Genomic DNA, 26,527 nt, shown 5'->3' on the forward strand with positions numbered 1-26,527 from the left:
CCATTGAATTAAGTCGGTTCCGCGATCATAACCACAGGCTCCGACCGACCGCAACACCCGATTTCGGGGTTGAGGGTCTGTGGGCCGCGGCGGTCCGAGCACGGGGTGGCCGCGGGCGGGCGAGTTCGCCCCGATCGGCCCGCGGGCGCGAGGCGGGCACTACGGTGTCATCCATGGACGGCCTCGAGAAGGATCCTGCCATCGCGCCCCGCCTCACCGACGCGCAGTGGGAGCATCTCATCGCGCACGGATCCGAAGAGGATGTCGCCGTGGGCGACTACGTGTTCCGCTCGGGCGACCGGGACTACGACCTGATCCTCGTCGAGTCGGGCGCGGTCGACGTCGTGCGCGATGCGCTGAAGTGGTCGGACGAGATCGTGCTGACCACGATGGGGCCCCGGTCGTTCGTCGGGGAGCTGGGCCTGCTCAACGGCCAGGGTGCGTTCCTGTCGGCACGCGTCGGCGAGGCCGGCCGCATCCGTCGCCTGCCGCGCGCAGAGCTCCGCCGCATCATGAACGAGGACGACGAGCTCTGCGACCTCATCCTCCACTCGCTGTGGGCGCGGCGCGAATCGCTGCGAACGGGCCCCGCGGCGATGACCCTCAAGTTCGTGGGCGAGAGCGGATCGAACGGATTCCTGGCGCTGCGCCGCTTCGCCGAGCGGCTCGATCTGGTGCACGCCGCGCACGCCGTGACGCCCGACGACCCGCTGGTGTCGTCGGTGCACGATTTCAGCGCAGCCGACCTGCCGGTCGCGTTCATCCAGGGCGAGCCGATCCGCCGCGCGACGCCCGGGATGGTCGCCGAGCAGCTGGGCCTCGCGTACGAGGGCGACGCCGACGAGGTGGTCGACCTGGTCGTGGTCGGCGGCGGGCCGGCAGGACTCGCCGCCGCGATCTACGGTGCGTCCGAAGGCCTCGAGACGGTGCTCCTCGACGCGATCGCCCCGGGCGGGCAGGCGGCGGCGACGTCGCGCATCGAGAACTTCCTCGGATTCCCGTTCGGAGTCAGCGGCGGCGCGCTCATCGGCCAGGCATCGCTCCAGGCCCTGAAGTTCGGGGTGCGGGTCTACGCGCCGTGCGAGGCCGTCGCCCTCGACCGCCGAGACGACGCGCTGCAGGTGACGCTCGCCGACGGGCGCGGCATCCGCACCCGCACCGTGGTCGTCACCTCAGGAGCCGCGTACCGACGTCTCGCCCTCGAGCGCTGGGACGAGTTCGAGCGCGCCGGCATCTACTACGCGGCGACCCCGCTCGAACTCCGCCAGGTGGCGGAGTCGCCGGTCGTCGTGGTGGGCGGGGCGAACTCCGCGGGGCAGGCCGCGCTGTACCTCGCGGCGGGCGGATGCGACGTGCAGCTCGTCGTCCGCGGCGGCGACGTCGGCGCGCGCATGTCGTCGTACCTCGTCGACCGGCTCGTCGACGACCCGCGCATCCATCTGCACACCGCATCGAACATCGTCGGCCTCGGCGGAGCGGGCGCCCTCGAGTCGGTGCGCATCGACACCGCGGGCGAGGTCGACGCGCGCGGCCTGTTCTGCTTCATCGGCGCCGAGCCCGCGACCCGCTGGCTGGGGGCCATCGACCGCGACGACGACGGGTTCATCCGCACCGGAACCGACATCGCGACGCAATCGCTGGAGCGCTGGCAGACGCTCGGGCGCGAGCCGCTGCCGTTCGAGACGTCGACGCCGCGGGTGTTCGCCGCGGGAGACGTGCGCCGCGGGTCGATGAAGCGCGTCGCCGCGGCCGTCGGCGAAGGATCGAGCGCCGTCGCCTCGGTGCACCGCGCGCTCGCGACCGCGTTCTGAGATCGGCAGTCCGATCCCCGCCGAGACCCGTCCGAGAGGAGCCGCCCGTGACAGACGAGACGCAGATCGACCCGCAGGTGCCGCCGTCGGGAACCGGATGCGGTGAATGCGACGACCACGGCGGATGGTGGGTGCACCTGCGCCGCTGCGCGGCATGCGGCCACATCGGCTGCTGCGACTCGTCGCTCGGCCGCCACGCGTCGGCGCACTTCGCCGCCACCGGGCATCGCATGATGCAGAGCTTCGAGCCGGGGGAGGACTGGTACTGGGACTTCGAGGCGGAGGAGACGCTCGAGGGCCCGGTCCTCGCCCCGCCGACGAGCCGCCCCGAGACGCAGCCGACACCCGGACCCGAGGGCCGCGTGCCCGCGGACTGGCGCGACGTGCTCCGGGCCGCCCGGGCCGCGAACTGACATGCGCTCGCCCGCGGCGTGGGTGCGCGGCATCCGTCACCCCGACGCCTTCCACGGCGACGGCATCGCTTCGGGATTCTTCGAGGGCTGGTACATCAAGCTGATCTCGGCCGATCGCTCACAGCGGTGGGCGGTGATCCCGGGGGTGTTCAAGGGACTGGATGCCGCGGACGGCGCGACCGACGAAGCCTTCGTCCAGGTGCTCGACGGGCTCACCGGCCGGTCGTGGTACCACCGGTTCGACGCGTCGGAGTTCGCGGCATCCGACCGCTCGTTCGACGTGCGCGTCGGGTCCAACCGCTTCGGACCCGACGGGGTCGACCTCGATCTGCCGCAGCTGCGCGGGCGCATCGACTTCACCACGCCGCTCGAGCCCTGGCCCGTGACGCTCCGCGAACCCGGCATCATGGGCTGGTACGCCATGGTGCCGTTCCTCGAGTGCTTCCACGGCATCGTGTCGTTCGGGCACGGGCTGGCCGGCGAGGTCGAGGTCGAAGGCGAGCGCGCCACGTTCGACGGCGGGCGCGGCTACATCGAGAAGGACTGGGGCCAGGCATTCCCGGCCGGATACGTGTGGCTCGCGAGCAACCACATCGACGCGGTCCGGGGCGACGGCGCCGACGCGTCGCTCATCGCGTCGGTCGCGATCATCCCGTGGCTCGGGAGGGCGTTCCGCGGCTCGATCATCGGGCTGCGTCACAGCGGACGCCTCCACCGCTGGACGACGTACAACCGCTCCCGTGAGGGCCGTCTCGAGATCACCGACACGCATGTCCGCTGGAGCATGACCGGGCCCGACGGCACCCTCGACCTCGACGCCGAGCGGGTGCGCGGCGGTCTGCTGCACGCGCCGCTGCGCACGGCCATGCATCGCCGGGTGGAGGAGACCCTGGATGCGAAGGTGGAGCTGCGCCACACCGCGCGCGACGGCACGGTGCTCCTCGAGGGCGTCGCGGACTGCGCCGGGCTCGAGGTGTTCGGCGACACCGCACGCCTGCTCGCGCTGCGCGCCTGACGCGCGTCGCCTGCGACCGCGGGCTCCGCCGCGCGAGAATGGAGCGCCACATCACCGAGGAGACCGCATGAGCACCTTCGCCGAGCGTCGCGCCGAACGCCGGGCCCTGCGCCGCGCCGCGCGCAGCGAGCTCAAGAACACCGCCTACGAGATCTTCATCGGCGTGCTCTCGATCCTCTCGATCGTGAACCTGGTGCTCGTGCTGGCACTGCAGGACGATCCCTCGCTGCAGCTCATCCTGCAGATGATGAATGCGCTGTTCAGCGTCATATTCCTGGGCGACTTCATCTACCGGATCGTGACCGCGCCATCGGCGTCGCACTACTTCTTCCGCGGGTTCGGATGGGCCGACCTCCTCGCGAGCCTGCCGCTGCCGCAGTTCAAGATCCTGCGGATCTTCCGCGTGCTGCGCGTGATCCGCCTCATGCGTCAGCTGGGCGTGCGGACGATCTGGTTCACGCTCGTCCGCGATCGCGCGAACAGTGCGCTGCTCACGCTGCTGCTCATGGGCGTGCTGGTGCTGCAGTGGGGCAGCATCACCATGCTCGCGATCGAGGAGGACGCCGACGGTGCGAACATCACGACGGCCTCCGATGCGCTCTGGTACACCGTGGTCACCATCTCGACCGTCGGCTACGGCGATCAGTTCCCGGTCACGAACCTGGGGCGCCTGCTGGGCGTGCTCATCATCATCGTCGGCGTCGGCATCTTCGGCACGTTCACCGGATATCTGGCGAACCTGTTCCTCGGACCGTCGCGGAACACCGACGCCTCCGGGGACGACGGCGACGACGAGAACGCCGACGATGAGGATGCACCCGTCGATCCGGCGCGGCCCGCGGTCCACGGTGTCGCCGCGGGAGCGGCATCGGGCGCGGTGGCTGCGGGGGTGGATGCTGCGGCGGACTCGGCTGCGCGTGCCGATGCCGCGGGTGCCGCCGGCGGCGTCAGCGACCCCGGCGACGATGCGACGGATGCGCCGGCCGGCGATGCGTCCGCGGCGGGGCACGACGCCGTCGGGCTCGATCCGGCCACGGCAGAGCGGCTCGATGCGCTGCTCCGGGAATCCGAGGAGACGATGGCCGAGATCCGGGCCCTGCTGAGCGCCGCTGGGCGCGGCTGATCCGCAGGCATCCGCCCGCGGCGCGATCTCGTGCTCAGGGGCGGCGTGCGAACACGGCGTTCGCGATGCCGGCGGCGAGCACGATGCCCGCGGCGGCGATCGGCAGCACGAGCGCCGCCTGCGCGCCTGCCGACTCCGCCACGAGCCCGGTGATCGCCGACGCCGCCGACTGACCCACCACCACGGCAGAGCCGAGCATGGTCATGACCGTGGCCGAGCGGCCGATCGGGCTGCGGGCGGTGGCGAGGCTGTACTGGCTCACGAGGGTCGGGCCGATGCCGATGCCGATGATCAGGAGGCTCCCGGTGATGCCGGCGACCGAGTGCACGAACGGCAGTGCGAGCGTGCCCGCGACGAGGATGGCCGCGAAGGTGAGCCACCGCGCGGTGAGCGTGAAGCGCGCCGGGAAGAAGGCGACGCCGAGTGCCAGCGCGGCCGAGCCGATGCCCATCGCGCCGTACACGAGTCCGGCCTGCTCGGGAGCACCCCGCTCCGACATGAAGGCGGTGAGCGAGGTGAGCATCGCGCCGAAGAACAGGCCCATGCCGAGCGTGCCCAGGACCGTCGTCAGGAGTGCCGGGCGTGCGAGCTCGCGCGCCGGGGCCTGCTCGGGAACGCCCGCCGCGTCGCCCGCGGCGGTTCCGGTGGCGGCAGACGGATGCAGCGCGAACGCGCTCACGAACACCAGGGCGAGCACGGCAGCGCCGATCACCGGCGCGGCGGGGTCGAGCGTCGTGGCGAGGAGGCCGACGATCACGGGGCCGAAGACGAACACGATCTCGTCTGCGGCCGACTCGTACGCCATGGTGCCGTTGACCACGCGGGTGCGGTCGCCGGAGCGGAACGTGCGCGAGATGATGCCCACGAGGCGGCTGCGCGACAGCGGAGCGACCTGCGGCATGCTCGCACCGATCGCGAACGCGGCGATCAGCAGGGCGCCGTCGGCGACGGGTGCGAACGCGAGCCACGCAAGGGCGAGCAGCAGCACGCTGTTGGCCGTGCCGGCGATGAGGAGCACGCGGCGCTGGCCCCAGCGGTCGGCCGCCGCGCCCAGGAGCGGGCCGACGATCGCGGTGCCGAGGCCGGTCATGGCAGACGTCGCTCCGCCGAGGGCGAGCGAGTCGCGCGCGGAGACGACGAGCGTCAGCACGCCGACGACCATCATCGCGAACGGGAGGCGCGCCACGAGGGCGATCGGGAAGTACGAGAGCCCGGCTTCGCGCACGAGGCTCGGGCGGCGCGTGGACGCCAGGGTGGTGTGCATCGGTGGAGATTCCTGTGGTGGTCACGCCGCAGACACGCGGCGGGGGAGTGCCGCCTTCGTCCCGTGGGGACCAGGTGATGCACATCGCAGATGGCCCCGGAAGTCTACCGAGGCTTCCTGGGAGGGTGCGGGGTGCGTCAGCGGGTGGGCGCCGCCGTGGACGCGCGAACGACCAGATGCGTGGCGAGCGGGGTGTCCTCGGTGACGCCGTCGGGCTCTTCGACGGCGACCAGCACCTTCTGCATCATCAGCTCGCCGAGCGCCGAGAAGTCCTGCCGCACCGTGGTGAGCGCCGGGTACAGGTAACCCGCCTCCGGGACGTCGTCGAACCCCACCACGCTGACGTCTTCGGGCACCCGCAGCCCGCGTTCGCGCAGCGCCGACAGCAGTCCGATCGACATGTTGTCGTTCGCCGCGAACACGGCTGAGCCGGGCGGGATCTCGAGGCCCCCGGCCACGCGGTATCCGCTGGCGGCCGACCAGTCGCCGTGCTGGGGCTCGACCGCCTCCAGGCGGTGGGCGGCGAGCTCGTCGCGCCACCCGCGGATGCGCTCGAGCGCATCGGGGGCCTGCGGCGGCCCCGCCAGATGGAGGATGTTGGTGTGCCCGAGGTCGACCAGGTGCCGCACCGCCGCCCGCGCGCCGCGGTACTGGTCGATCGACACGATGAGGGGGCTCCGCCGCGCCGAGGATGCCGACGCCACGACCGGGATGCTCAGGTCGAGACCGCGCACGTGCTCGAGCACTCCCACATCGACGACGACCAGCACGATGGCGTCGACGCGCTGGCGCAGCAGGGCCTCGATGGCGTCTCGCACCGAGGCGGGATCGGAGTCGGGCGCGCTGACGGTCTCGACGCTGTAGCGCTCCGCACGCGCCGCGACGGTGAACGACATCGCGATCGACGTCGGGCCGTAGTCGGTCACGTTCGGGGTGATCAGCCCGATCGTGCGCGTGCGACGCGTGACCAGCGCGCGGGCCGCCGGCGACGGGCTGTAGCGCAGCTGCGAGATGGCCTGCTCGACCCGGGCCCGGGTGGCGGGTCTGACGTTCGGGAGGTCGTTCAGCACCCGGGAGACCGTCTGGTGCGACACGCCCGCCAGGCGCGCCACATCGAAGATGTTCGCCGACTTCGTCGGCTTCTCCTCGGTCACGGGCGATCCTCGTCGTCGGCATCCTCGGCCTGCGCGACGAGGGCGAGGAGGGAATCGACGGTGAGTGCATCGGCCGCGACCGTCTCGACGATTCTGCCCGCACGGAGAATGGCGACTCGTGACGCCACGCGGAGCACCTCTTCGAGTTCCGCCGAGATGAACATCACCGACAGCCCGTTGTCGGCGAGCTCGGCGACGAGGTTCTGGATCTCGACCTTGGCGCCGACGTCGATGCCGCGCGTCGGCTCGTCGAGCACGAGCACCCGCGGCGACAGTGCGAGGAGGCGTGCCAGCAGCACCTTCTGCTGGTTGCCGCCCGAGAGCGTGCCGGCGGGCCGGTCGGGGTCGGCCGGGCGGATGTCGAGGGCGTCGATCCAGCTCTGGGCGAGCTCCCGCTGCCGCTGCGCGGGCATGCGATGGAACACGCCGCGCTCCGCCTGGAGGGCCAGGGTGATGTTCTGCTGCACGCTGAGGTCGGCGATGATCCCCTCGGTGCGGCGGTTCTCCGACGAGTACACCACCCCGAGCGAGATCGCGGCGCGCGGCGATCCGGGCGGCCCGTCGCCGCCCGCGATCGTGATCACGCCGGCGTCGAGACGGTCGATCCCGGTGAGCGCGCGGGCGAGCTCGGTGCGCCCCGAGCCGAGCAGGCCCGCGACCCCGAGCACATCGCCTTCGCGCAGCTCGACGTCGGCGTCGGAGATGCCCGGCGTCGCCGTGACGCCGCGCGCGCGCAGGAAGACCGCGGCATCCGATTCGTCGGGCGGCTCCGTGCGCGTGCGGGCGCCGATGCCCGTCGCGCTTCGGCCGAGCATCTTCTCGACGAGGTCGATCCGCAGCAGCTCCGCCGGCACGTACTCGCCGACGAGTCTGCCGCCGCGGAGCACGGTGATTCGGTCGGCGATCTCGTACACCTGGTCGAGGAAGTGCGAGATGAAGACGACGGCGACTCCGCGTTCGGTGAGCTCGCGCACGACGCGGAAGAGCTCGGCCACCTCGTCGACGTCGAGACTCGAGGTCGGCTCGTCGAGGACGAGCACGCGCACGTCGATCGAGATCGCCCGGGCGATCGCGACGAGCTGCTGCACGGCGAGCGAATGGTGCGAGAGCACCGACGCGGGATCGATCGTCAGTCCGAGCTCGGCGAGCACGTCGGCCGCGCGCCGGCGCATCGCCTTCCAGTCGATCGTGCCGAGGCGGCGGGGTTCGCGCCCGAGGCAGATGTTCTCCGCGACGGTGAGGTTCGGGAGCAGGTCGATCTCCTGGTAGACCGTGCTCACGCCCGCATCGAGCGCATCCGCCGGGGTGCGGAACCGCACCGGCGCCCCGTCGAGCGTCATCGTGCCCTCGTCGAGCTGGAGCGCTCCGGTCATCGCCTTGATCAGCGTCGACTTGCCCGCACCGTTCTCGCCCATGAGCGAGTGCACCTCACCGGGGAACACGCGGAAGGCGACGGCGTCGAGCGCTGCTTCCGCGCCGAATCGCACCGTCGCGCCGCGGAGCTCCATGAGCGGCCGTCGCTCGTCCATCACGCCATTATGACGTGATGGACGAGCACGCCCGGTCATGGCGGGCCGCCTAGCGCCGCCGTTCCGAGCGGGCGACGATGACACGCTGGACGACGACGAACAGCAGCAGCAGCGCACCGATGATGATGCGGGTCCACGACGGGTCGGCGCCTTCGAAGGCGATGATCGTCTTGATGACTCCGTACACGAGCACGCCGACGAGCGACCCGAGCACGTAGCCGCTGCCGCCGGTGAGCAGCGTGCCGCCGATGACGACGGCCGCAATCGCGTCGAGCTCGGTGCCCACGCCGTTGAGCGGATACCCCGCGCCCGAGTACGCGGTCAGGACCAGCCCCGCGAGACCGCTGCACAGCCCGCAGAGCACGTACGCCAGCACCTTGGTGCGGGCGACCGGCAGACCCATCAGGCGCGCGGACTGCTCGTTGCCGCCGATCGCGTAGATGGTGCGCCCGAAGCGGGTCCACTGCGTGACGTACACGCCGACAGCGACGACCAGGAGGGCCAGGATGCCGGTGGGCGTGAGATACCAGTCGCCGACGGTGAAGCGGGTTCGCTGCAGCCACAGCACGGCCGGATCCTCCACTTTGATCGACGACAGGCTGACCACGAACGCGAGACCGCGGGCCAGGAAGAGTCCCGCGAGGGAGGCGATGAACGGCTGCACGTCGAAGTACTGCACGAGCACGCCGATGAGCAGACCGATCGCCGCGCCGCCGAGCAGCATGATCGGCACCGCGACGATCGCGGGCAGCCCGTCGGCGAGCAGCTTCGCGCACAGGATGCCGGTGAACGCCATCACCGAGCCGACGGACAGGTCGATGCCGCCGGTGAGGATCACGAACGTGAGGCCCACCGCGAGGATGATCAGGTACGCGTTGTTGAGCAGGAGCGCCGAGAGGTTGCGCGGTGCGATGAAGTTGCCGAACGCGAACTGCGCGCCGATGAGCAGCAGGATCAGGATGGCGATCGCCGCGAACGTCGGCATGAGTGCCGCGTGGCGGCTCATGTAGGTGTCGTAGCGCTCGCGCAGGGTCGGACGGGCGGGAGCGATCAGCTGGTCCGCGGTCATGATGCCACCTCCGCGGGTGCCGGGGTCTGGGGTGCGTCGGTGGGCTTCGGGGCGGTCGGCGGCGGTGGCGCGGCGTCCGATGACGACCGGCGCCGGGCGAACAGCCCGCGCACGAACGCGTGGAGCCGCGGCGACTGCACGAGCACCACGACGATGACGACGACGGCGAAGAACACCGGCGCCTGGGCGGAGGGCACGCCGAGGAACAGGATCGTGGATTCGAGGGTCTGGATCGTGAAGACCCCCACCACGGTGCCGGCGATGGTGAACTTCCCGCCCATGAGCGACGTGCCGCCGAGCACGACGGCGAGGATCGCGTACAGCTCGATGTACTGCCCGGTCGCGTTGGCGTCGGCCGCCATGATGTTGGAGCTGTAGAGGATGCCGGCCATGCCGGCCAGCAGGCCGCTGGCCGCGTAGGCGCCGAAGATGATCCCTCGCGCGCGCACGCCGGCGAGGCGGCTCGCCGCCGGGTTGATGCCGACGGCTTCGGTCAGCATGCCGAGCGCGGTGCGGCGCTCGATCACCGCGATGACCGCGACCGCGGCCGCCGAGATGAACAGCGCGAACGGGAGGCCGATGAGGTAGCCGGTGGCGATGAACTTGTACGGTGCGCTCGTCACCGTGGTGATGAACCCGTCGGTGATGAGGAGGGCGATGCCGCGCCCCGCGAGCATGAGCACGAGGGTGGCGATGATCGGCTGGATCCCGAGCACCGACACGAGCAGGCCGTTCCACGACCCGAGGACCAGCGAGACGAGGAGCGCGACCAGCAGCGCCACGAAGACGGTGCCGAGCGATCCCGGGCTGCCCGACGCGTCGATGACCGTCAGGGCGACCGCGCCGGAGACCGCCATGATCGCACCGACCGACAGGTCGATGCCGCGCGTGGCGATCACGATCGTCATGCCGAGGGCGACGAGCATGAGCGGGGCGCTGTTGCGCAGGATGTCGATGAGCGGCCCGTAGAGCTGCCCGTCGCGGACGGTCACCGAGATGAACTGCGGCCGCGCGATGGTGTTGATCACGATCAGTGTGATGAGCGCTGCGATCGGCCACACCAGCCGGTGGGTCAGAAGCTTCTTCATGCGTCGGTCCCTTCGCCCTCATTGGCGATGTAGTCGATGAGCCGGTCGAGGTCGACCTCGGACTGGTCGAGTTCGCCGATCTTGCGCCGGTCGCGCATGACCGCCACCCGCTGTGCCAATCGAAGCACTTCTTCGAGCTCCGACGAGATGAACACGACAGCGAGTCCCTGCGCGGCGAGTTCGGCGACCTTGCGCTGGATGTCGGCCTTCGCGCCCACGTCGATGCCGCGGGTGGGCTCGTCGAGGATGATGAGCTCGGGAGCCGTGGCGAGCCAACGCGCCAGCAGCACCTTCTGCTGGTTGCCGCCCGAGAGGTTGCGCACGAGCGCATCGGGGGCGGCGGGGCGCACGCCCAGCGCCGCGATGTACTCGGACACGAGGGCATCCTTCTCGCCGGCGCGCATCGGGCGCATCGCGCCGCGCTTGGCCTGCACGCCGAGCACGATGTTCTCCGCGACCGTGAGGTCGCCGATGATTCCCTCGCCGCGGCGATCCTCCGACGAGTAGACGATCCGGCGGTCGATCGCCTGGCGGGGCGAGGTGAGGCGCGCCGGCTTGCCGTGCACCTCCACGGTGCCCTCGTCGGCGCAGTCAGCGCCGGCGAGCAGGCGGACGAGCTCGGTGCGGCCCGAGCCGAGGAGGCCGGCGAGGCCGACGACCTCGCCGGGGAAGACGTCGAGGTCGGCCGGGGAGAGCACACCGCGGCGTCCGACGCCGACGGCGCGCAGCACCGGCACGCCTCCGCGGTCGATGGTGCGCTCGGCGGTCTGCGAGAGCTGGGACAGCTCCGAGAGCTCGCGCCCGATCATGCGGCTGACGAGCTGGTCGCGGGGGAGTTCGTCGACGGCGTACTCGCCGACGAGACGGCCGTTGCGCAGCACCGTGATGCGGTCTGACACCTCGTACACCTGGTCGAGGAAGTGGCTGACGAAGAGGATGGCGACGCCGGTGTCGCGGAGGGCGCGCATCACCGCGAAGAGCTGTTCGACCTCGCCGCGGTCGAGGCTCGATGTGGGCTCGTCGAGGATGAGCACCTTCGCATCGAGCACCATGGCGCGCGCGATGGCGACGAGCTGCTGGATCGCGAGGGAGTGGCTCGACAGCGCCGAGCGGGTGTCGATGAGCACGCCGAGAGCGGCGAGGTGCTCGGCGGCACGGCGGTGGACGCCGTTCCAGTCGATCGTTCCGAAGCGGCGCGGCTCGTGGCCGAGCATGACGTTCTCGCCGACCGACAGGTTGGTGCAGAGGTTCACCTCCTGGTACACCGTCGAGATGCCGGCGTCCTGCGCGTCGGCGGTTCCCGAGAACACCCGATCGTCGCCGGCGACCGTGATGGTTCCGCCGTCGATGGCGTAGACGCCCGTGAGCGCCTTGATGAGGGTGGACTTGCCTGCGCCGTTCTCGCCCATGAGCGAGTGGATTTCGCCGGGCCGCAGGAAGAAGTCGACGCCGTCGAGGGCGAGCACACCGGGGAAGCGGATGGTGATGTCGCGCAGCGCGACGACGGGGGTGGCGGTGTCGAGGTCGACGGTCATTGCTTCACTTCCGTGTCGGATCGAGTCGTGGCGTCGTCCGCCGGGGGCGCGAAGGCCCCCGGCGGACGACGGATCGCGGTGAGGATCAGTACGGACGCGAGTCGATGACCGCGGCCGCAGCCTCCTGGTCGAACGACTGGTCTTCGACGTACACCTGCTTCTCGACCTCGTCGCCGGCGAGCACGTCGGTGACGAGACCCGCGGCGAGTTCGCCGAGCATCGGGTTGCACTCGACGATGAAGTTGATCTTCCCGTCGACGAGGGCCTGCATGCCGTCCTTGACCGCGTCGATCGACACGATCTGGATGTCTTCGCCCGGAACGCCGCCGGCCGCCTCGATCGCCTCGATCGCACCGAGCGCCATGTCGTCGTTGTGCGCGTAGAGCAGGTCGATGCCGTCGACACCGTACTTCTGCAGGAAGCCCTCCATGACGGTCTTGCCGCCGTCGCGCGTGAAGTCGCCCGTCTGCGAGTCGATCGTCTCGATCCCGGTGCCGGCGATCGCCTCGTCGAAGCCTTCGGCGCGGTCGTTGGCAGGAGCCGATCCGGTCGTGCCCTCGAGCACCACCATCTTGGTCGGGGTGTCGCCGAAGGTCTCGGCCGCCCACTCGCCGGCCATGACGCCTTCCTTCTTGAAGTCGAGGCCGACCCAGCTGGCGAAGAGGTCGTCGGATGCCGTCACCGTGCGGTCCTCGAGGACCACCGGGATGCCGGCGTCGGATGCCTCCTGCAGCACGTCGTCCCAGCCGTCTTCGACGATCGGGGCGATCACGATCGCGTCGACGCCGCGGCTGATGAAGTCGCGGACCGCGGCGATCTGCGCCGCCGCGTCGTTGTCGGCCGCGTTGAAGATGAGGTCGAATCCGTTCTCCTCCGAGAACGCAGCCTTCATCGACTCGGTGTTGGCGCTGCGCCAGCCCGACTCCGATCCGGTCTGCGCGAAGCCGACTGTGACCACCTCGTCGCCGCCGCCGCCGTCGCCGCCGGATGAGCCTGCGCATCCGGTCGCTGCCAGTGCCATCGCGCCCAGGAGCGCTGCGCTGGCGAGAATCTTGTTCTTCACTCCCAGAACCTCCTCGTTCTTGCCCGGCGTCTGCGCCGGGGTCGTCTTCGGGTGGCATCTGTGCCGCCCGACGTTGGAATGTTAGCCCTCACATTCGGGGTGCGCGCAACATGTGAGCGATAACAGTTCTGTAACGCGCGACGTGATCAAAGGTTCTGATGTCGTGGGCGAGGCATCCGTCCTGGGTGTTGTGCTGTGATCGCTAACATCCCATTCGCGTTCCGTCGTTGTGCGGGTCAGCCGCCCGAGTGGCCGCCGAGCAGCGCCTCACCCAGAGGACTGCGCACGTGGAGCACGCGGTTCGCGGCCCGGGTGCTCGTGATGAGTCCGGCCTCGCGCAGCACGGTGAGGTGGTGGGATGCCGTCGACGCGGCCAGCCCGCTGTCGCGCGCGACGGCGCTCGTCGTGCGCGCCTCGTCGGCGGTCAGCAGGATCTGCGCCCGCGCCGGGCCGAGCAGGGCCGACAGGGCGCGTTCGGCGGATGCCGCGTCCCGTGCCCACGACTCGGTGACGCCCTGGGCGGGGTAGAACAGCGTCGGCTGGGCGGGTGGCTCGGTGAGCACCATGCACCCGGTGCGCGCCATGACCGACGGAACGAGCACGAGGCCGGTGCCGCGGCAGTCGAGCACCTCGCTGTGCAGCGACAGTTCGACGCGCACCGCGCCGTCGTGCCACTGCACACGCGGATGCAGGTCTCCCACGGTCGCGCCGATCCCGACGATCGCGATCCGCCGCGAGCGGACCGCGATGTCGGCGCGGAGGAGCCGCTCGAGCTGCGGCCAGACCGGAGCGACTGCCGCGTCCCACACCGCCGCCCAGGCGCGGGCGATCATCGCCCTCGCCTGGTCGGGGTGGTCGATCATGCGCTGCACGGCGGCCGCGCGGGATCCCGTGGATCGTGCGAGCACCTTGTGCATGTCGAGGTCGAACCGGGCGGGCGGAATCGTCGCCAGTCGCTCAGCCTCGTCCGCCGGCGAGGTGTCCCAGGCCGGGGTCGTGGTCAGGAAGTCGGGGAAGTAGCCCTCGTCGCGGATGATGAGCGAGAGCACGTCGAAGTGCTCGTTCGGGATCCGTCCGCGCACCGCGCGGAGCCATCCCCACAGCAGCGGATGCCGGTCGGGGTGCTGCAGGGCGCGCACCGCGTGGCACAGTTCGTGACCGGGGGAGATGCCGAAGCGGATCGCGGTGAGGTCGTCGGGAGCGAGCCGGAAGTCAACGTACTTTCGATCCACGTCGAAACACTAACGCGGCACGCGGCGGCGGCGCGAGGGTGGTCGTGCACGGGAGATCAGCACGAGAGGACGCATCATGACCGCCATCACCACCGACCCGCGTTCGCGCCACGTCGTCGCAGCCGAGACGCTGCGCGTCGGCGCCGGACGCCTCCGTCGATTCGTCGGCCGCGAGCACGGTGCCGGCATCTCGTACTTCTTCGTCGACAACGAGCCGGGCGAAGGTCCGGGGCTGCACCGACACCCCTATCCCGAGACCTGGGTCGTCCTCGACGGGCAGGTGCGGATCACCGTCGACGGCGAGACCATCGACGCCGGGCCCGGCGACACCGCGACCGCGCCGGCCGGGGCGTGGCACGGTTTCATGAACACCGGCACCGGGCGCCTCCGGATCCTGTGCATCCACGCCTCGGATCGCATCATCCAGGAGTGGAAGGACGCTCCGGGTATCCTCGACATCCCCTCTGCGGATTGACTCGTCCGCACTGACCACCCGCCCGCATACGCCGCCGAAGGAGCAGCGACATGTCATTCCAGGCCTACCTCGACGCCGTCGAGACCAAGACGGGTCTCACCCCGCGGCAACTCGTCGACATCGCCCGCGAGAAGGGCTTCGACGAGACCACCAAGTCCGCCCCGATCGTGGAATGGCTCGCCGCCGACTACGGGCTGGGTCGCGGCCACGCGATGGCCATGGTGCACGTGATCACCAAGGGACCGCGGATCAGCGACAAGCACGTCGGTTCTGGCGGCACCCACTCCGACCCGACCGACGAGCTGTGGCTCGACGGCAAGGCGACCAACCCCCACCCCTGACACCGCTCGACGGGTGTCGATCCCGACACTCAGCAATCTTTCAGGAAACGCCGACGGCCCCGGAATTCCGGGGCCGTCGGCGCTGTGCATCGCCGGCTCGGCGTGCGGCTTCCAATCCGCCTCGGGCAGTCCTCCGGATGACCCCACGTGCGGCTGATGTCGCACCGAACGGAAGGAAGAACTGATGCGCAAGAACATGAAGCGAGCAGGACTGATCGGGAGCGCCGGACTCGGAGCGGTCGCCCTCGCCGTGGCAGGATTCGCGATCCCCGCGAACGCCGACGACACCGAGACCACGACCTCCGCCGATGAGACGACGATCGGCACCGAGACATCCCTCGACGCGCTCCACGCGTGGATCGAGGACTTCATGATCGCGAACGGCACCGACACGAACGTGGGCTTCGACAGCCTCGTGAGCGGCCCGCTCGTGAGCGACGTCGGCAACGGCGCGATCCTCTCCGGCAACGACGCCCCGGTGCTGTCGGGCAACGATGTCAGCGCCCCGGTCGGGTCGGGCAACGACGTCGGCGTCGAGGCGCCGGTCGGCTCGGGCAACGAGGTGGGTTCGGGCAACGAGGTCGGCAACGGCACCGAGGTGGCGAACGGCAGCGGCAACGACGCCTCCGTGGGCGACATCGGCGAGGTCGGGGCTGACGTGGGCGATGTCGCCGGTGACATCGGCACCGAGGTGGGTGACGTCACGAGCGACATCGGCACCGAGGTCGACGACCTGGTCGGCGACATCTCGAGCGACGTCGACGACCTCGTCGGCGGTCTGCTCGACTGATCCGGCAGGCTTGCATCGGATGCGACGCCCGGCTTCCGGGCGTCGCATCCGCGCGCTCGGCAATGGGTCGGACCGCGCGTCAGCGATGCGGGCGGTCGCGCATCCGCCACCACCGGCGGCGCGGCGCGGCGGCATCCGTCTGCTCGGGTTCGTCCGCCGTCGCGACCACCTCGCGGCGGGCGTGCCAGGCGGCGACCTCGGCGTCGACGTCTCGCGTCGGCGTGACCACCGGCGGCCCGCCGAGCAGCTGCATCCGGGCGTGCCGCACGCGGGCGTTGAAGTCCTCGAGCGCCTCGCGCACCTCCGACTCGTGGCGCATCCCGTCGAGACGGGCGTCGAGGGCGGCATCCTCCACGCGCAGGCTGAGGGCCGGCGGGCCGAGGCCGGTGAGCTGCTCGGACTCGATCTTGCGGCGGATCCACCAGTCCGGGTCGTGGTGATCGCAGAGCCCCGGGATGGGCTTGCCGGCGCCGGGCAGGTCGTCGAACTCGCCGCGGCGGATCGCCTGCTGGATCGCCGTCTCGACGACCGCAGCACGATCGGCGGCTGAGTAGGCCCGCGCCGCTGCGGCCTGCGGGGCGGCCTCGCCGTCTGCGCCGCCGACCTCGCCGTCGCCGCCGTGCGCGGCGCGATAGCGTGCAGCGCTGACGCGCGGATCCTCGGTCATGAGCCTGAGACGTGCGACCGCCACGTGTGCTGCGGGTCGAACCCGAGCATCCGTCTCGCCTTGTCGATCGACAGCAGCGTCTCGTTCGGTGCGAACGCGCGCGCCTGCGCGACGCCCGGGAACACCTCGTCGAGCAGCTCCTGGTTGGGTCTGGTCATCACCGTGTCAGCCGCGGCGATCATGTAGGCCTCGAAGCCCGGCAGGGCGGCGTCGAGCGCCCGCTCGATCGCCTGCGCGCCGTCGCGGGCGTCGATGTAGCCCCACAGGTTCCACTTGCGCGCGGTCGCGTCGTCGTCGAAGGCGGGGAAGGCCGCGTAGTCCTCGGGCGCCATCACGTTCGAGAATCGGAGCGCGCTGATCGACAGATCGGGATGCCAGCGCACCAGCTCGCGGGAGAGCTGCTCCTCGAGCGTCTTCACGATCGAGTACACCGACTCCGGCCGAGGGGCGTACTCCTCGTCGACGGGCACGTACGGCGGCGGCGTGTCGAACGGCAGGCCGAGCACCGTCTCGCTCGACGCGTAGACGAGAGTGCGGATGCCGAGGCGAACCGCCGCCCAGAAGACGTTGAAGGTCGCCGTCATGTTGTTGTGGAACGTCGCGACGTCGGTGCGCAGGCCCGGTGCCGGCACTGCTGCGAGGTGCACGACCGCATCGAACGGAGCGGACCGGTCGACCCCCGAGAACGCGTCGACGACCTGGCCGTAGTCGGTGAGGTCGAGCTGCACGAAGCCGGCGCCGCGAGCGCCGACCACGTCGAATCCGGTGACATCGTGACCGTGGCTGCGCAGTTCCCGCAGCACGACCGCGCCCAGCTTCCCCGTCGACCCCGTCAGAGCGATCCGCATGCCTCCACCCTGCCACGCCGCGGAGGCGGTGGCGCGGCGGAGACGCCGCCGCCGTTAGCCTGATGTGCCATGAGCGAAGTCGTGCGTCCGGTGGGGGTGCGCGATGTCGCGCGCGCGGCGGGCGTGTCGACGCAGACGGTCTCGCGGGTGATCAACGATCACCCCAACATCCGGCCCGAGACGCGGATGCGCGTGCTCGAAGCCATGGCCGACCTCGGGTACCGCGTGAACAATGCGGCGCGGGCGCTCGGCACGCGCACGACGCGCACGCTCGGAGTCGTCGCCTCCGATGCGACGCTCTACGGGCCGTCGGTCGGCATCGCCGCCCTCGAGGCCGCCGCCCGCGACGCGGGCCGCTGGATCGCCACCGCGTACGCCGACGCGGCGGTCGCGGCATCCGTCGCCGACGCCGCCGATCGCCTCCTGGCGCAGGGCGTCGACGGCCTCATCGTGCTCGCCCCGCACGCCGCGACGCTCGAAGCGCTGACGGCGCGATCGGGCTCGACCCCCGTCGCAGCCCTGCACGCCGGGCTCGGCGCCGAGCGACAGGCCGCGGGCGGAGCGCTCGCGATCGACCACCTCGTCTCGCTCGGGCACCGGCGCATCGCGCGCGTGACGGGGCCGCTCGACTGGCTCGAGGCCACGGCCCGCGACGGGGGAGCGGCCGCGGCGCTCCAGTCGGCGGCGCTCGTTCCCGGGCCGATCTGGGCGGGAGACTGGAGTGCTTCGGCCGGCTTCGGGCTGGCGGCCGAGGTCGCCGCGGCGGTGCGCACGCCCGACGGACCCACCGCGGTCTTCGTCGCGAACGACCAGATGGCGCTCGGGCTCATCGCGGGGCTCCGCGAGGCGGGGATCGCCGTTCCGGGCGACGTCAGCATCGGGGGCTTCGACGACAACCCCGACGCAGCCTTCTTCGCGCCGGCGCTGACGACCGTCGGGCTCGACCTCGCCGGCGAGGCCCGACGCGTGGTGGCGGAGGTGCTCGGCGAGGAGGCCGCCCCGGTCGCCGCGCCGGTGCTGCGGGTGCGGGCCTCGACAGCCGCGCCCCCGGCGCGCGGCTGACGCACGGTCGCACCCACACGAGGCTGACGCGCCGAAGGTCGGCTCGAAGCTGGCGCGCGGCCGGTTGTCAGCCATGCTTGTTACCGGTAACATATCCGGCGGTGCGCGAGCGCCGAACGACCACGCAGCCCGACGGAGGACCCGTGACGACTTTCAGCCCCGAGATCGAGGCATCCATCGCCGCCGTGCGCGCCGATGTCGCGAGACTGCACGCCGAACTCGTTCGGTACGAGCTCATCGTGTGGACGGGCGGCAACGTCTCGGGCCGCGTGCCCGGCGCCGACCTCTTCGTGATCAAGCCCAGTGGCGTGAGCTACGACGACCTGGCGCCGGAGAACATGATCCTGTGCGATCTCGACGGCACCGTCATCGCGGGAACCGCCGGCAGCGACCGCAGCCCGTCGAGCGACACCGCGGCGCACGCGTACGTGTACCGCAACATGCCCGAAGTCGGGGGAGTGGTGCACACCCACTCGACGTTCGCGGTGGCGTGGGCGGCGCGCGGTGAGGAGATCCCGTGCGTGATCACGGCGATGGCCGATGAGTTCGGCGGCCCGATCCCGGTCGGTCCGTTCGCGATCATCGGCGACGATTCGATCGGCCGCGGCATCGTCGAGACGCTCACCGGACACCGCAGCCGGGCTGTGCTGATGCAGAATCACGGCCCGTTCACCATCGGCGTGAACGCGAAAGACGCGGTCAAGGCCGCCGTCATGGTCGAGGACGTCGCGCGCACCGTCCACTACGCCCGCGAGGCGGGGCCGCTGATCCCCATTCCGCAGGAGGCGATCGACGCCCTGTACGACCGGTACCAGAACGTGTACGGGCAGTCGACCGACGAGCGCCGCGATGCGGAGGACGCCCGATGAGCACGACGGATGCCGTCGCCGCCGCGATCCGCGAGGGTCGCACCGCGCTCGGGATCGAGCTGGGATCCACCCGCATCAAGGCGTGCCTGGTGCTCGCCGACGACCCGACCCGGGTGCTCGCCGTCGGCGGTCACGCGTGGGAGAACCGGCTCGACGGCCGCAACTGGACCTACGCGATCGACGAGGTCTGGACGGGCCTGCAGTCCGCGTTCGCCGAACTCGTCGACGACGTGGAGAAGACCCACGGCGTGCGTCCCGACGTCTTCGGAGCGATCGGCATCTCGGCGATGATGCACGGCTACCTCGCCTTCGACGCGCAGGACGAGCTCCTCGTGCCGTTCCGCACGTGGCGCAACACGACCACCGGTGCCGCTGCAGCGGAGCTGTCGGAACTGTTCGGCACCAACATTCCGCTCCGCTGGTCGGTCGCGCACGTGCGCCAGGCGGTGCTCGACGCCGAGCCCCATGTGCCCGACGTGCGCTTCGTCACGACGCTCGCCGGCTACGTGCACTGGCGCCTCACGGGTCGCCGTGTGCTCGGCATCGGCGACGCGTCGGGCATGTTCCCCATCGACTCCGCGACGAACGACTACGACGAGCGGATGCTCGCGCAGTTCGACGCGCTGTCGGCGGGCGGTCCCCTCGCCGGCGCCCTGCGCGACCTGCTGCCCGCGGTGCTGGTCGCCGGGGAGGATGCCGGATCCCTCACCGCGGCGGGCGCCGCTCTGCTCGACCCGAGCGGCGCGCTGCGCGCCGGCATCGCGCTGTGTCCTCCGGAGGGTGACGCGGGCACCGGCATGGTGGCGACCGGGGCTGTCGCTCCCCGCACCGGCAACGTGAGCGCCGGCACGAGCATCTTCGCGATGGTCGTGCTCGAGCGCGCGCTGTCGCAGCCGCACGAGGAGCTCGACCTCGTGACCACCCCGGCGGGCGACCCGGTCGCGATGGTGCACTGCAACAACGGCGCGAGCGAGCTGGCTGCCTGGGTCGGGCTGTTCCACCGCTTCGCCGCGGCGTCGGGCACCGCGCTCGATGCCGACGCGGTGTACGGCGTCCTCTTCGAGGAGGCGCTCGCCGGTGCCGCCGACGCCGGTGGACTCCTCGCATACAACCACCTCGCGGGCGAGCCGATCGTCGGCACCGATGCGGGCCGCCCGCTGTTCGTGCGCACGCCCGACAGCGACTTCAGCCTGGCCAATGTCATGCGCGCGCAGCTGTACGGCGTGTTCGGCACCCTGGCGCTCGGGATGCGCGTGCTCGACGGCGAGCAGGCCGGGCTCGACCGCATGTTCGCCCACGGCGGCATGTTCCGCACCGCCGGCGTCGCGCAGCGCTTCCTCGCGGCGGCGCTCGATGCCCCGGTCGCCGTCGGCGACACCGCGGCAGAGGGCGGCGCGTGGGGGGCCGCGGTCCTCGCCGCGTACCTCACCCACGCCGACACCGACCTCAGCGCCTACCTCGCCGACGACGTCTTCGCGGCGGCCGCCGTCGACGTGGCAGACCCCGATCCCGCCGACGTCGCCGGCTTCGCCTCGTTCCTCGATCGCTACAGCGCGGGGCTCGCGGTGGAGCGCGCCGCCGTCGAACACCTCTGACACCGTTCCGTCTCGTCGCCGGCGCTCTCCGCGCCGCGACCGATCCCGAAGGACAACGCATGACCCTTGACAACACGCTCGACCAGTACGAGATCTGGTTCGTCACCGGCAGCCAGAACCTGTACGGCGAGGAGACCCTGCGCCAGGTCGCCGAGCAGTCGCAGGCGGTCGCCGCCGGTCTCGGCGGTCTGCCGGTGAAGGTCGTCTGGAAGCCCGTGCTGAAGGACTCCGACTCGATCCGTCGCCTCGCGCTCGACGTGAACGCCGCCGACCACGTCATCGGCGTGATCGCGTGGATGCACACGTTCAGCCCGGCGAAGATGTGGATCGCCGGTCTCGACGCGCTGCAGAAGCCGCTGCTCCACCTGCACACGCAGGCGAACGTCGAGCTGCCCTGGAACGACATCGACTTCGACTTCATGAACCTCAACCAGGCCGCGCACGGCGACCGCGAGTTCGGGTACATCCAGACGCGCCTCGGTGTCGCCCGCAAGACCGTCGTCGGCCACGTGTCGAACCCCGCCGTGCTGCAGCAGGTCGAGGACTGGCAGCGCGCAGCGGCCGGGTGGGCGGCATCCCGTTCGCTCAAGCTCGCCCGTTTCGGCGACAACATGCGGTACGTCGCCGTGACCGAGGGCGACAAGACCGAGGCCGAGCTGCGCTTCGGCGTCCAGGTGAACACCTGGGGCGTGAACGAGCTGGTCGAGGCCGTCGAGGCGGCATCCGACGAGCAGATCGACGCCCTCGTCGCCGAGTACCTCGACCTGTACGAGGTCGCCGACGAGCTGAAGCCCGGCGCCGAGCGCCACCAGTCGCTGCGCGACGGGGCGGCGATCGAGGTCGGCCTGCGGTCGTTCCTCGAGGCGGGGGGCTTCGGCGCCTTCACCACGAGCTTCGAAGACCTCGGAGCGCTCAAGCAGCTGCCGGGCCTCGCCGTGCAGCGCCTGATGGCCGAAGGCTACGGCTTCGGAGCCGAGGGCGACTGGAAGACGGCCATCCTGGTCCGCGTCGCGAACGTCATGGGCGCGGGTCTCCCCGGCGGCGCAAGCCTCATGGAGGACTACACCTACGACCTCGTCCCCGGCTCCGAGCGCATCCTCGGCGCCCACATGCTCGAGGTCGCGCCGTCGCTCACCACCGCGAAGCCGCGCCTCGAGATCCACCCGCTCGGCATCGGCGGCAAGGACGACCCGGTGCGTCTGGTCTTCACCGCCGACGCCGGGCCCGCGCTCGTCGTCGCGATGAGCGACATGCGCGACCGGTTCCGTCTGGTCGCGAACGTGGTGGAGAACGTGGATGCTCCGGAGCTCCCGAAGCTGCCCGTCGGTCGCGCGGTGTGGAAGCCCGCTCCCGACTTCGCGACCAGCGCCGCCTGCTGGCTCGCCGCGGGTGCCGCCCACCACACCGTGATGACGACCGCGGTCGGCATCGAGGTGTTCCGCGACTTCGCCGAGATCGCCGCGACCGAGCTCGTCGTCATCGACGAAGACACCAGTGTCCGCGGGTTCCAGCGCGAGCTGCGCTGGAACCAGGCCTACTACCGCCTCGCCCAGGGGCTCTGACAGAGGGCGCCGGGATCGCCTGCCGATTGGAGCGGGCGGTCCCGGCCCCAGTACTGTGATGGGCGCGCCTCATCTCTGGGAGCGCACACACGTCCACCGAGGAAAGACTCACATGGCCGCCACGCCCGCCTCCGGAACCCAGCACGCCCTTCGCTCGGGCGACTACGAAGCCGTGATCGCGAGCGTCGGCGCGACGCTGCGTTCGCTCACCTACCAGGGCCGCGATCTGATCGTGCCGTTCGACGCCGACGAGGTGCGGCCGTCGTTCCGCGGCGCCACCCTTGCGCCGTGGCCGAACCGCGTCGTCGACGGCACCTACTCGTTCGACGGCGTCGAGTACCAGCTGCCGCTCACCGAGCCGGCGCGCTCGCACGCCCTGCACGGCCTCGCCTCGTGGCTCGACTTCGATGCCGTCGACAAGGGCTCCGACCACGTCACCCTCGCCGCTGTCATCCAGCCGCAGACCGCGTACCCGTGGCGCATCGTCGTCTCGACGACCTTCGCGCTCGGCGCGGACGGGCTGACCCAGACCGTCACCGCGCGCAACGAGAGCGCGTCGCCCGCACCGTGGGGAACCGCCACGCACCCGTACCTCGTCGCCGGCCCCGGCCACGTCGACGACTGGACGCTCGAGCTGCCCGCCACCCAGGTGCTCGAGGTGACCGCCGACCGTCTCAGCCCGGTCGCGCTGACCTCGGTCGAGACGCCGGCGACCGCGCACTTCGACTTCCGGCAGGCGAAGCAGCTGGGGTCGGTCTTCATCGACCACGCCTACACCGGCCTGGTCCGCGACGCAGACGGTGCCGTCACTGTCAGCCTCACCGATGGCGCCGGTGTCGGCGTCGCGATGACGTGGGGCGAGGACTGCCCGTGGGTGCAGATCCACACGGCCGACAAGCCCGTCGCCGAGCTCAGCCGTCTGGGCCTCGCGGTCGAGCCGATGACCTGCGCCCCCGACGCCTTCAACGCGTCTGCGTACGACTACGACGCCGGCCTCCTCGTGATCGAGCCGGGCGCCCAGGCATCGGCATCCTGGCGCTACGTCGCCATCGGCTGACCGCGCCGCGATTCTCCGCGAACGACGAGACGGCACCATCCCGGTCGGGTGGTGCCGTCTCGTCGTCATACCGGCGGAGGCCGGAAGTCTGCGGATACCGCTGGTTCAGTGGTGCGCGGGGTCGGTGATCCCGTGCGAGCTGTGGTCGGGTGCGAGCTGCCCGGCCTCGGTGGCGCTGAGCACGGGGGTGACGATCGCGGCGACGACGACTGCCGCGGCCAGCAGCACGCCGAGCTTCGGCGGGGCTGCATCAGTCCGTTGTCCTGCGCCGCGGCGCACGCGGGCCGCGCACGCGAACGCCGCTGCGAGCAGCAGCGCCGCAGCAGACCCGACGGTCGCGACGCTCGTGCGCGCCGGGTCGAGTGCGAGGACGGCGACGGATGCCGCGATCCCGGCGAGGGCGCCCGCGATACCCGCCCGCGGAACGACGATGCGTCCGCGGGCGAGCACCGCAGCCCCCCACGCGAGCCCGCCCACCCCGAGCGTGACGAGGACGAAGCCGGCCCCCCGGGCGGCGGCATCCGTCGTCACTGCGCCCGCCCCGAGGGCGAGCTCGATCAGTCCCGCGCCCCACGCGGCGACCGCGGCCCACGAGACGGTCGCGCCGCCTGTGCGCTGCGCGACCGCCTCGTTCGCATGGGTTGCGGTGGTCATGGCGTGCTCAGGCCGTCCGGCGCGCCTGCTCGGCGGTGACGACACGGTCGGCCGCGAGCCCGACTCCGAGCAGCACGATGGCGCTCGCGAGGTGCAGGAAGTGGTCGAAGGTGTTGAGCGCCAGGATGTTCAGCGCGGTGCCCGCGAGGAAGAAGCCGACGATGCCGAGCAGCAGGTACGCCGCGCCGACGACGACGTTCACCGTCTTGGCTGCGACCGTCGACGACAGCCCGGCGATGAGCAGAGCGGCACCGATCAGCAGGTGGGCGATGTTGTGCAGCGGGTTGACCTCGAAGATGCCGAGGAGCAGTCCGCCCTCGGTCGCGATGAACCCGACGCCGCCGGTGACGGCGAAGCCGAGGGCGCCGACGACGAGGTAGACAGCCCCGAAGATCGTGGCGACGAGGCGGTTCGGTGACGAGCGCATGAGCGTCCTCCATTTCCGGCGGCAGGGTGCCGCGTCAGAGGGTTGTTCGGGGCGCCCCTGTGATCGGATTGGCCGGTGTCGGGATTCGTCCCCCCCGGGCACGACAGAGGGCCCCCGAGTACTCTCGAAGGCCCTCCGGATCGTGCGCGGATCAGTTGTCGCGCAGGTCTTCCTTGATGTCGTTGCGCGCCTTGACGGAGTCGCGCTCGGCTTCGGCCTTCTTCACATCGGCGTCTGCCTTGGCCTCATCGACCTTGTCGCCGATGCGGTCGGTGGTGTCCTCCCACGCGCGCGAGATCTTCTCGCCCACAGCCTCGGCGGTCTCCTTGGCGTCGTCCATGATTCCCATCGCTGACTCCTCTCGTGTGGTCTGTGCACCCCACGCTACGTCGCGACGGGGGCTGTGCCAGGGGGCTTGTCAGGCGCCGATCCGCTTGGTAAAGAGCTGCCGTGCCGGCCCCGTCGTGAGCAGTCTGCGCCCCCTATGCTGAGCGCATGACCTTCGCCTCCACAGTGACCTCGACCGCCGACATGACGAGCCTGTTCTCGCAGACCAGCTGGGTCGGGATCGTCTTCTACGTGCTCGTCGCCGTCGCGCTGTGGAAGGTGTTCGAGAAGGCCGGGTACGCCGGTATCCTCGCGATCATCCCGATCGTGAACCTCGTGATCCTCGTGAAGATCGCGGGCTACTCCGCGTGGCTGACGCTGCTGTACCTGATCCCGATCGTGAACCTGATCTTCGCGCTGTTCGTCGCGTTCCGGATCGGTCGCGCCTTCGGCAAGGGCGGGCTGTTCTCGTTCTTCTGGCTGTGGCTCTTCGCGTTCGTCGGCTACTTCATCATCGGGTTCGGCAAGGCGACGTACACGAAGCCCTGAGCCGGTTGCGGCAGCTGCTGCGCGCTGCCGGCGGCCGGTTGCCGGTTGCCGGTTGCCGACCGCGGCGGGTCAGGCGATCGGCGTCGTGGTGTCGATGGCGTCGCGCAGCGGCCTGCGCATCGCCGCCCAGTAGCGCGTGGGCGTGACGCGCGTGAGCACGTCGACGAGGCCGGCCTCTCGCCCGATCATGGCGCGGGGGCGGCGGCGGACAGTCGCCTCGACGATGGTGTTCGCGGCGTCCGTGGGCTCGGTGTGGTACATCGACGCCTGCGCGGCGGCGGCGCGCTGTGCGACCGCCGGGTCGATCGCGGCGGCGTACCGACCGTGCAGGATGATGCCGGTCTTGACCCCCGCGGGGTAGATGGCGCCGACGGTGACCGTCGTGCCCTCGAGCTCGTGCCGCAGGGCCTCGGTGAAGCCGCGCACCGCGAACTTGCTCATCGCGTACGGGATGCGCCCGGCGGGTGCCGCGAGGCCGTAGATCGACACCAGATGGGTGATGTGCGCGGCAGGTTCCCGCCGCAGGGCGGGGAGCAGGGCCTTCGTGACGTTGACCGTGCCCCACAGGTTCACGTCCATGAGCCAGCGCATCTCGTCCATCGTGAGCTGGTCGAGGTTGCCGAGCATCGACGAGCCGGCGCAGGTGATGAGCGCCTGGACGTGCGGGTGGGATGCCTCGATCTCGGCCGCCAGCGCGAACACTGCGGCGTCGTCGGTGAGGTCGACCACGTGGGTCGTGTGGCCGGTGCCCGAGAGGTCCGCGCGGAGCGACTCCAGACCGTCGGCGTTGCGGTCGAGCAGGGCGAGTCGTGCGCCGCGCCGGTCGAGTTCGCGGGCGACGTCGGCTCCCATGCCGCTCGCCGCTCCGGTGATCACGGTGGTCCGGCCGCGAACCTCGAGTCGTGTCTTCGCCACGTGCAGTGCTCCTCGTCTTCGAGCGCCCCGCTGCGGGGCATCCATCGATTGTCGCTGACGCTGAGGGGTGCGGCGAACGCGTAGCCTCTACAC

The 26,527-nt window shown here is 71.1% G+C and carries 27 protein-coding genes; 13 read left to right on the forward strand and 14 right to left on the reverse strand.

Annotated features, from left to right (window positions below; translation table 11 throughout):
• Positions 1–173: 173 nt before the first annotated feature.
• From JOD63_RS00430 to JOD63_RS17960, 4 genes are all read left to right on the forward strand, one after another.
• A complete protein-coding gene (locus tag JOD63_RS00430) occupies positions 174–1,811 on the forward strand; it encodes an FAD-dependent oxidoreductase (protein WP_045276393.1) in 1,638 nt (545 codons plus the stop codon).
• A gap of 47 nt (positions 1,812–1,858) precedes the next feature.
• Positions 1,859–2,224 carry a UBP-type zinc finger domain-containing protein gene (locus tag JOD63_RS00435; RefSeq protein ID WP_045276394.1) on the forward strand — a complete coding sequence of 122 codons (366 nt, stop codon included), beginning with the start codon at positions 1,859–1,861 and terminating at the stop codon, positions 2,222–2,224.
• Between the two features lies 1 nt (position 2,225).
• Positions 2,226–3,239, forward strand: coding sequence for a tocopherol cyclase family protein (locus tag JOD63_RS00440; protein WP_045276395.1), 1,014 nt, complete (start codon positions 2,226–2,228; stop codon positions 3,237–3,239).
• A gap of 67 nt (positions 3,240–3,306) precedes the next feature.
• A complete protein-coding gene (locus JOD63_RS17960) occupies positions 3,307–4,362 on the forward strand; it encodes an ion transporter (protein WP_052682563.1) in 1,056 nt (351 codons plus the stop codon).
• A gap of 34 nt (positions 4,363–4,396) precedes the next feature.
• On the opposite strand, the gene JOD63_RS00450 is transcribed toward JOD63_RS17960, so the two are convergent.
• The 8 genes from JOD63_RS00450 to JOD63_RS17620 all read right to left on the reverse strand — a co-directional run bounded on the left by JOD63_RS00450 (position 4,397) and on the right by JOD63_RS17620 (position 14,296).
• Positions 4,397–5,626, reverse strand: coding sequence for an MFS transporter (locus JOD63_RS00450; protein WP_045276396.1), 1,230 nt, complete (start codon positions 5,624–5,626; stop codon positions 4,397–4,399).
• Between the two features lie 137 nt (positions 5,627–5,763).
• Positions 5,764–6,780: a LacI family DNA-binding transcriptional regulator gene (locus JOD63_RS00455; protein ID WP_045276397.1), complete on the reverse strand. Its 1,017-nt coding sequence runs from the start codon at positions 6,778–6,780 to the stop codon at positions 5,764–5,766.
• Positions 6,777–8,309 carry a sugar ABC transporter ATP-binding protein gene (locus tag JOD63_RS00460; RefSeq protein WP_045276398.1) on the reverse strand — a complete coding sequence of 511 codons (1,533 nt, stop codon included), beginning with the start codon at positions 8,307–8,309 and terminating at the stop codon, positions 6,777–6,779. The genes JOD63_RS00455 and JOD63_RS00460 overlap by 4 nt, the downstream gene beginning before the upstream one ends.
• 49 nt (positions 8,310–8,358) lie before the next feature.
• Complete coding sequence (locus JOD63_RS00465; protein ID WP_045276399.1) at positions 8,359–9,378, reverse strand: ABC transporter permease subunit; 1,020 nt, start codon at positions 9,376–9,378, stop codon at positions 8,359–8,361.
• The gene (locus JOD63_RS00470; RefSeq protein ID WP_045276400.1) at positions 9,375–10,466 is read right to left on the reverse strand and encodes an ABC transporter permease; all 1,092 of its coding nucleotides are present in this window, start codon (positions 10,464–10,466) and stop codon (positions 9,375–9,377) included. The genes JOD63_RS00465 and JOD63_RS00470 overlap by 4 nt, the downstream gene beginning before the upstream one ends.
• Entirely contained in the window at positions 10,463–12,001 is a 1,539-nt protein-coding gene (locus JOD63_RS00475; protein WP_045276401.1) for a sugar ABC transporter ATP-binding protein, read from the reverse strand. The genes JOD63_RS00470 and JOD63_RS00475 overlap by 4 nt, the downstream gene beginning before the upstream one ends.
• 85 nt (positions 12,002–12,086) lie before the next feature.
• Positions 12,087–13,022 (reverse strand): ABC transporter substrate-binding protein, encoded by a 936-nt coding sequence (locus tag JOD63_RS00480; protein WP_045276512.1) that lies wholly within the window; start codon positions 13,020–13,022, stop codon positions 12,087–12,089.
• 278 nt (positions 13,023–13,300) lie between these two features.
• Positions 13,301–14,296, reverse strand: a complete 996-nt coding sequence (locus JOD63_RS17620) for an ArsR/SmtB family transcription factor (RefSeq protein WP_045276402.1) — start codon at positions 14,294–14,296, stop codon at positions 13,301–13,303.
• 76 nt (positions 14,297–14,372) lie between these two features.
• Between JOD63_RS17620 and JOD63_RS00490 the strand changes: the two genes are divergently transcribed.
• From JOD63_RS00490 to JOD63_RS00500, 3 genes are all read left to right on the forward strand, one after another.
• A complete protein-coding gene (locus JOD63_RS00490) occupies positions 14,373–14,771 on the forward strand; it encodes a cupin domain-containing protein (RefSeq protein WP_045276403.1) in 399 nt (132 codons plus the stop codon).
• Between the two features lie 50 nt (positions 14,772–14,821).
• Complete coding sequence (locus tag JOD63_RS00495; RefSeq protein WP_045276404.1) at positions 14,822–15,112, forward strand: DUF4287 domain-containing protein; 291 nt, start codon at positions 14,822–14,824, stop codon at positions 15,110–15,112.
• Positions 15,113–15,296: 184 nt separating this feature from the next.
• Complete coding sequence (locus JOD63_RS00500; RefSeq protein WP_045276405.1) at positions 15,297–15,902, forward strand: hypothetical protein; 606 nt, start codon at positions 15,297–15,299, stop codon at positions 15,900–15,902.
• A gap of 79 nt (positions 15,903–15,981) precedes the next feature.
• Here the strand turns inward: JOD63_RS00500 and JOD63_RS00505 are convergent, their stop codons facing one another.
• Together JOD63_RS00505 and JOD63_RS00510 are read right to left on the reverse strand one after the other, a co-directional pair.
• Positions 15,982–16,569 (reverse strand): DnaJ family domain-containing protein, encoded by a 588-nt coding sequence (locus tag JOD63_RS00505; RefSeq protein ID WP_045276513.1) that lies wholly within the window; start codon positions 16,567–16,569, stop codon positions 15,982–15,984.
• Positions 16,566–17,417: an NAD-dependent epimerase/dehydratase family protein gene (locus JOD63_RS00510; protein ID WP_045276406.1), complete on the reverse strand. Its 852-nt coding sequence runs from the start codon at positions 17,415–17,417 to the stop codon at positions 16,566–16,568. Before JOD63_RS00510 ends, JOD63_RS00505 begins: the two co-directional genes overlap by 4 nt.
• Positions 17,418–17,486: 69 nt before the next feature.
• On the opposite strand from JOD63_RS00510, the gene JOD63_RS00515 reads away from it, so the two are divergent.
• The 5 genes from JOD63_RS00515 to JOD63_RS00535 all read left to right on the forward strand — a co-directional run bounded on the left by JOD63_RS00515 (position 17,487) and on the right by JOD63_RS00535 (position 23,562).
• On the forward strand, positions 17,487–18,479 hold the full coding sequence (locus tag JOD63_RS00515; protein WP_045276407.1) for a LacI family DNA-binding transcriptional regulator: 993 nt from the start codon (positions 17,487–17,489) through the stop codon (positions 18,477–18,479).
• A gap of 143 nt (positions 18,480–18,622) precedes the next feature.
• Entirely contained in the window at positions 18,623–19,348 is a 726-nt protein-coding gene (locus JOD63_RS00520; protein ID WP_045276408.1) for an L-ribulose-5-phosphate 4-epimerase, read from the forward strand.
• Positions 19,345–20,943 carry a xylulokinase gene (locus JOD63_RS00525; protein ID WP_045276409.1) on the forward strand — a complete coding sequence of 533 codons (1,599 nt, stop codon included), beginning with the start codon at positions 19,345–19,347 and terminating at the stop codon, positions 20,941–20,943. Before JOD63_RS00520 ends, JOD63_RS00525 begins: the two co-directional genes overlap by 4 nt.
• Positions 20,944–21,002: 59 nt before the next feature.
• Entirely contained in the window at positions 21,003–22,505 is a 1,503-nt protein-coding gene (araA, locus tag JOD63_RS00530) for an L-arabinose isomerase (protein WP_045276410.1), read from the forward strand.
• Between the two features lie 112 nt (positions 22,506–22,617).
• Positions 22,618–23,562: an aldose 1-epimerase family protein gene (locus tag JOD63_RS00535; protein ID WP_045276411.1), complete on the forward strand. Its 945-nt coding sequence runs from the start codon at positions 22,618–22,620 to the stop codon at positions 23,560–23,562.
• Positions 23,563–23,667: 105 nt separating this feature from the next.
• On the opposite strand, the gene JOD63_RS00540 is transcribed toward JOD63_RS00535, so the two are convergent.
• The 3 genes from JOD63_RS00540 to JOD63_RS00550 form a co-directional block, all read right to left on the reverse strand.
• Positions 23,668–24,216, reverse strand: coding sequence for a hypothetical protein (locus tag JOD63_RS00540; RefSeq protein ID WP_045276412.1), 549 nt, complete (start codon positions 24,214–24,216; stop codon positions 23,668–23,670).
• A gap of 7 nt (positions 24,217–24,223) precedes the next feature.
• Positions 24,224–24,643, reverse strand: a complete 420-nt coding sequence (locus JOD63_RS00545; protein WP_045276413.1) for a DUF4383 domain-containing protein — start codon at positions 24,641–24,643, stop codon at positions 24,224–24,226.
• Between the two features lie 151 nt (positions 24,644–24,794).
• A complete protein-coding gene (locus tag JOD63_RS00550; RefSeq protein WP_045276414.1) occupies positions 24,795–24,992 on the reverse strand; it encodes a hypothetical protein in 198 nt (65 codons plus the stop codon).
• A 146-nt stretch (positions 24,993–25,138) separates the two neighbouring features.
• Between JOD63_RS00550 and JOD63_RS00555 the strand changes: the two genes are divergently transcribed.
• The gene (locus tag JOD63_RS00555; RefSeq protein WP_052682564.1) at positions 25,139–25,519 is read left to right on the forward strand and encodes a DUF5684 domain-containing protein; all 381 of its coding nucleotides are present in this window, start codon (positions 25,139–25,141) and stop codon (positions 25,517–25,519) included.
• A 69-nt stretch (positions 25,520–25,588) separates the two neighbouring features.
• Here the strand turns inward: JOD63_RS00555 and JOD63_RS00560 are convergent, their stop codons facing one another.
• Positions 25,589–26,434, reverse strand: coding sequence for an SDR family NAD(P)-dependent oxidoreductase (locus tag JOD63_RS00560; protein ID WP_245618025.1), 846 nt, complete (start codon positions 26,432–26,434; stop codon positions 25,589–25,591).
• Positions 26,435–26,527: the final 93 nt, after the last annotated feature.

Source organism: Microbacterium terrae (assembly GCF_017831975.1).
Classification (GTDB): domain Bacteria; phylum Actinomycetota; class Actinomycetes; order Actinomycetales; family Microbacteriaceae; genus Microbacterium; species Microbacterium terrae.